Annotated in this window: 4 protein-coding genes and 1 pseudogene; all 5 read right to left on the reverse strand. The window is 68.1% G+C overall.

What is annotated here, in order from left to right:
• A partial coding sequence (locus tag AC1DYI_RS28630) for a flagellar export protein FliJ (RefSeq protein ID WP_477207519.1) occupies positions 1–339 on the reverse strand: 339 nt, incomplete at its 3' end.
• Positions 340–367: 28 nt separating this feature from the next.
• Positions 368–1,774, reverse strand: a complete 1,407-nt coding sequence (fliI, locus tag AC1DYI_RS28635; RefSeq protein WP_477207520.1) for a flagellar protein export ATPase FliI — start codon at positions 1,772–1,774, stop codon at positions 368–370.
• Between the two features lie 145 nt (positions 1,775–1,919).
• Positions 1,920–2,717, reverse strand: a complete 798-nt coding sequence (locus tag AC1DYI_RS28640) for a FliH/SctL family protein (protein WP_477207521.1) — start codon at positions 2,715–2,717, stop codon at positions 1,920–1,922.
• The gene (fliG, locus tag AC1DYI_RS28645) at positions 2,704–3,699 is read right to left on the reverse strand and encodes a flagellar motor switch protein FliG (RefSeq protein ID WP_477207522.1); all 996 of its coding nucleotides are present in this window, start codon (positions 3,697–3,699) and stop codon (positions 2,704–2,706) included. The genes AC1DYI_RS28640 and fliG overlap by 14 nt, the downstream gene beginning before the upstream one ends.
• A gap of 21 nt (positions 3,700–3,720) precedes the next feature.
• Positions 3,721–4,036, reverse strand: a pseudogene (locus tag AC1DYI_RS28650) (flagellar basal-body MS-ring/collar protein FliF); the annotation flags it as partial.

The raw sequence follows: 4,036 nt of genomic DNA on the forward strand, positions 1-4,036 counted from the left end.
GCGCTGCACGGTGGCGACCTTGGTCTCGCGGTGGCGCAGGCGCAGGCGCGCCGCCTGCACCCGGCTGACGGCTTGTTCGGCCACGCCCTGCTGGGCACCGATGGCCTGCTCCAGCCGATCGACGAAACCCTGGTAGCAATGCAGGATCTCGATCTGGGCGCTCTTGGCGAACTGCGCCTGCCAGCGCTTGCGGTATTCGCCGCGGTAGGCGACCAGCGAATCGGCCTGTTCGCGCGCCGCGCGCTCCTGCGCCTCGGCGTTGCGCCAGTCGGTCAGCGCAGCGTCGCGCTTTTCCTTTTCGCGTTCGAGCAGGGTGTGCAGCAGGCTGAGGCGGTCCATGGGGGTGCTCGGTCAGGGTGTTCGGGGGTCAGGCGCCGGGATTCAGCGCCAACAGTTGTTTGCGGCTGCCTTCAAGCGTGGCGCTCTCGTGCATGCCTTGCTGCAACAGCGCGTTCAGCTTCGGGTTCACCTTCACGGCGGCGTCCAGTTCGGGGTCGGCACCGGGCGTGTAGGCACCCAGCTGGATCAGGTCGCGCGCCTTGTTGAAGCGGGCCAGCCACTGGCGGGCGCGACGGGCGCCGTCCAGGTGTTCGCGCGGCGCAACAGCCGTCATCACACGTGAAATTGACTTTTCTACGTCGATGGCCGGGAAATGGCCGCTTTCGGCAAGCTCGCGTGACAGGACGATGTGGCCGTCCAGAATGCCTCGGGCCGCGTCGGCGATCGGGTCTTGCGGGTCGTCGCCTTCGGTCAGCACGGTGTAGAAAGCGGTGATCGAGCCGACGCCGTTCAGGCCGTTGCCCGAACGCTCGACCAGCTGCGGCAGCTTGGCAAAACAGCTCGGCGGGTAGCCCTTGGTGGCCGGCGGTTCACCGATCGCCAGCGCGATCTCACGCTGCGCCATCGCATAGCGGGTGAGCGAGTCCATCAGCAACAGCACATGCTGGCCGCGGTCGCGGAAGTGTTCGGCGATCGCGGTCGCATAGCTGGCGCCCTGCATGCGCACCAGCGGTGGCGCATCGGCCGGCGCGGCCACCACCACGGCGCGGGCCAGGCCATCTTCGCCGAGGATGTCTTCGATGAATTCCTTGACTTCGCGGCCCCGCTCGCCGATCAGCCCGACAACGATCACGTCGGCCTTGGTGAAGCGGGCCATCATGCCCAGCAGCACCGATTTGCCGACGCCCGTGCCGGCGAACAGGCCAATGCGCTGGCCGCGGCCCACCGTCAGCAGCGCGTTGATCGCACGCACCCCCGTGTCCAGGGGCTTGCGCACCGGGTCGCGGTCCATCGCGTTGATCGGACGGCGCACCATCGGCTCGTTATGCACATCGCCGATCGGGCCGGCGCGGTCCATCGGCTTGCCGTGCGCGTCGACGACGCGGCCGAGCAGGCCATCGCCCATCGGCAGGTGCAGGCCACGGTCTTCGCTGCGGCGGAACGGGTGGTTCTCGATGCCGAAGCGCGGCGGGATCTGCGGCACCGGCAGCGGCACCACGCGCGCGCCGCTGGCCAGGCCATGCAGCTCGCCGGTGGGCATCAGATAAGCGCGGTCACCGTTGAAGCCAACCACTTCGGCCGTCACCGGCTGCTCGCCGGGCGAACCAACGGCACAGACGGCGCCGACAGGCGCGCGCACGCCGGCCGCTTCGAGCACCAGGCCGGTCACGCGGACCAATGAGCCCTGCATTTCCAGCGGTTGCGGCAGGCTGGCGTAGTTCTTGATGTCGCCGAGGAAACGGCTCCACTTCTGGTCGCGGGCCGCGGCAGTCATAGAGCCCCCTTGGCCCTGCGGGCAGTCCCCCCGAGGGGGAGCGAGCGCCTTCGGAACGGCCGTGCGGCGCTCATAGAGCCCCCTTTTGTCCTGCGGGCAGTCCCCCCGAGGGGGAGCAAGCGCCTTCGGAACGGCCGTGCGGCGCTCACAGATCAACCTCCGCGTCGCTGACTTCGTCGTTCAACGGCTCGCTGCGGCCGAACACCGCGGCGGCCTGAGCCCAGCGCACTTCGATGCGCGCATCGACCTGGCCCAGGTCCGACTCGACGATGCAACCACCGGGCTGCAGCGTGACATCGCCTTGCAGCAGCACGCCGCGGGCGCGCAGCAGGTCAGCCGCACCGGCTTCGACCAACGGCAAGTCTTGCGGATGCAGCCGCAGACGCAGGTGGCGGGCCGAAAGGATGACGGCACCGATCGCGTCTTGCGCGACCTGCACGATCACGTCCGGCCGCTGGGCGATTTCGCTGCGCACGACCTGGCGCGCCAGCGTCACCGCCGTCTGCACCAATGTGTCGGCCAGCTGCGCGTCCAGCGCTTCGGTCTGGGCGTCGAACGCGGCCAGCATCTGGCCCATCTGGGCACTGATCTGCTGCGCGAACTGGCGCTTGGCGGCTTCGAGCGCTTCGAGGCCGTCGCGGTAACCCTGTTGGTAGCCTTGCGTGCGGGCCTCTTCGATGCGGGCCAGCCACTCGGCCGGCGTCGGCTCGGGCGGTGCGGCGGGCGGTTGCACCGGCTCGGGCCGGTTCTGCTTGGCCTGCGGCTTGGAGCCGCCGGACGCGGAGCCGCCGCCGCCCAGGTCGCCAAAGGCGCCCGGGGTCCAGGCAGCGTAATCGTCCAGTTCTTCGCGCGGAATGAAACGCGAGTAAGCGCTCGCCGGCTTGTCCTTGCCACCGGTCGGTGGCGGCACCTGCCGGATCCCGCTCGGCTTAGAGGAAGTCATCCGCGCCTCCGGAGGCCAGCACGATCTGGCCCTCATCCACCAGGCGGCGGACGATCTTCAGCAGTTCCTTCTGTTCGGCTTCGACTTCGGACACGCGCACGGGGCCACGTGACTCGAGGTCTTCGCGCAGCGTTTCGGCGGCGCGGGTGGACATGTTGCGGAACACCTTCTCGCGCAGCTCCGGCGTCGCGCCCTTGAGCGCGATGACCAGCGATTCGCTCTGCACTTCCTTCAGCACCGACTGGAAGCCCTTGTCGTCGAGCTTGTTCATGTCCTCGAAAGTGAACATGTTGTCCATGATGCGTTGGGCCAGGTCGCCGTCGGCTTCGCGGATGTAGTCCAGGGCCGAGGTCTCGACCGACGTGCCCATCATGTTGATGATCTCGGCTGCCGCCTTGACGCCGCCGAGCGACGCCTTCTTCAACCGGTCGCCGCCGGCCAGCACCTTGTTCAGCACCTCGTTCAGGTCCTTCAGCGCGGCCGGCTGGATGCCGTCGAGCGTGGCGATGCGGATCAATACCTCGTTACGCTGGCGTTCGGTGAACGACTTCAGCACGTCCGAGCTCTGGTCATGGTCCAGGTGGACCAGGATCGCGGCCACGATCTGCGGGTGTTCGTTGCGCAGCAGCTCGGCCACCGAGCCGGCGTCCATCCACTTCAGGCTTTCGATGCCGGAGACATCGGAGCCTTGCAGGATGCGGTCGATCAGCAGGTTGGCCTTGTCTTCGCCCAGCGCCTTCTTCAGCACGGCCTTGACGTATTCGTCGGTGTCGGGCACCAGGATGTGCTGCTCGGCGGCGGTGGTGGTGAAACGGTCGAGCACGGCTTCGACGCGCTCACGCGGGATGACCTTCAGCTTGGCGATCGTCTCGCCCAGCTTCTGCACCTCTTTCGGGCCGAGGTGCTTGAAGACCTGGGCGGCCTCTTCCTCGCCGAGCGACATCAGCAGGATGGCTGCGTTCTCGATGCCTTGATCATCCATGGAGCTCATGTGGAATCCTGGTCAGGCAGCGGCTTCGCCGTTGACCCACTCGCGCATGATGTTGGCCACCGCGGCGGGGTTGTCCTTGGCGAGTTGGCGGGCGCTGTCGAGCTTGCGGTTCTCGCGCGGCGCTTCGAGCGCCGGCAGCATCGCTCCGCCGGGCAGGCCGCTGTCGTCGACCACGGCATCCAACTGATTGCCGCGCTTGTCGTCCTTGTTTTCGATCACCACCGGCGGCCGCAGCGCGGGCCGGATGACGCCGAAGATCAAGCCCAGGCCCATCAGGGCCAGCGCACCGGGCACAGCACCGGCACGCACCAGGTCCAGCACCCAGGGC

It is taken from the genome of Ideonella sp. P3_A4 (assembly GCF_056403075.1).

What these genes read in the sequence shown, in the direction of transcription:
- fliI (WP_477207520.1), bottom strand. Translation starts at nt 1,774, where the DNA reads ATGACTGCCGCGGCCCGCGACCAGAAGTGGAGCCGTTTCCTCGGCGAC.
- fliG (WP_477207522.1), bottom strand. Translation starts at nt 3,699, where the DNA reads ATGGATGATCAAGGCATCGAGAACGCAGCCATCCTGCTGATGTCGCTC.
- AC1DYI_RS28640 (WP_477207521.1), bottom strand. Translation starts at nt 2,717, where the DNA reads ATGACTTCCTCTAAGCCGAGCGGGATCCGGCAGGTGCCGCCACCGACC.